The following is a 1217-nucleotide window of genomic DNA, read 5'->3' on the forward strand; positions in this document are numbered from 1 at the left end:
AGAAATCCACTGGTTTTTCCGATCCGGATCAGACGATCATGCGCCCATTCAGGTCATCGCCCTCTCACACCCCTACCGGTTCCATCCGCGGGAGCCGAGCCATCGCTCAGGCTGCCACGGACAGGGCCGGATCCCGATAATCCTCCTGTTTTGTTGCCATGGCCCAGATGGCTCGTGCCATCCTGTTGGCCAGCGCAATGGCTACCAGCATACGGGGCTTGCGGGCCAGCATCCGTGCCAGCCAGCTTCCCGGTGCAGGGGCCTTACGGCTGGCCCAGTTCACCTGGGTCATGGCGCCCATGATGAGAAGCCTGCGGATATCAGCCTGCCCGGCTTTTGATATCTTCCCCAGCCTTTCCTTTCCGCCAGATGAGAACTGACGGGGCACCAGCCCCAGCCACGCAGCAAAGTCGCGCCCGCGCCGGAAGCTCTGCAGGTCAGGCGCAAAAGCTTCAATCGCAAGAGCGGTCAGAGGACCCACTCCAGGCATGCTCTGCAATCTGCAGGTGTTTTCACTTTCCTGGGCAAGCATCCTGATCTTCTTTGTTCTGACATCAATCCGCACACTCTGCTCCGAAATCTGTCGCAGCAGATCAAGGCATTCCTGCTTCACAGCCTCTGGCAGAACCGCCTCATCCAGCATGGCTTCAATGTGTCTGATATGCGCAATCCCCTGTGGCACGACGAGACCGAATTCATACAGAACGGCACGCAGGGCATTCACCAGTTCCGTGCGCTGGTGCACCAGACGCTGCCGGGCCCGGAAAAGAACGCCACGCGCCTGCTGCGCTTCAGTGCGTGGTTCGACAAAGCGCATTTCCGGCTGACGGGCCGCAATGACGATCGCTTCCGCATCAGCAGCATCGTTCTTCTGGCGCTTCACGAAAGGCTTCACATACTGCGGAGCGATCAGTCTGACCTCGTGACCAGCTCCTGCCAGTTCGCGAGCCCAGTAATGCGCGCTCCCGCACGCTTCAAGAACGACCAGAGCAGGCGGCTGCGTGGCCATGAACTGCATAAACTGCTGACGACGCAGCTTTTTGCGAAACATCACCTCGCCCGCACGCGAAGCTCCATGAACCTGGAAAATGTTCTTTGCCAGATCAACGCCTATCACTGTATCCTTCATCTGCCGTCCTTTCGCGCAGTCGTTTCTTCCAACGACCATTCTGGCACATTGCGATGCCGTGCGGGGAGGACGGCAACCACCCCATCTC

At 59.1% G+C, this 1217-nt stretch carries 1 protein-coding gene; it reads right to left on the reverse strand.

Features of this window, described 5'->3' with window-relative positions:
* Window positions 1-106: 106 nt before the first annotated feature.
* Window positions 107-1129: an IS110 family RNA-guided transposase gene (locus GOB81_RS17335; protein WP_041247965.1), complete on the reverse strand. Its 1023-nt coding sequence runs from the start codon at window positions 1127-1129 to the stop codon at window positions 107-109.
* Window positions 1130-1217 lie beyond the last annotated feature (88 nt).

It is taken from the genome of Acetobacter conturbans (assembly GCF_011516755.1).
GTDB classification, from domain to species: domain Bacteria; phylum Pseudomonadota; class Alphaproteobacteria; order Acetobacterales; family Acetobacteraceae; genus Acetobacter; species Acetobacter conturbans.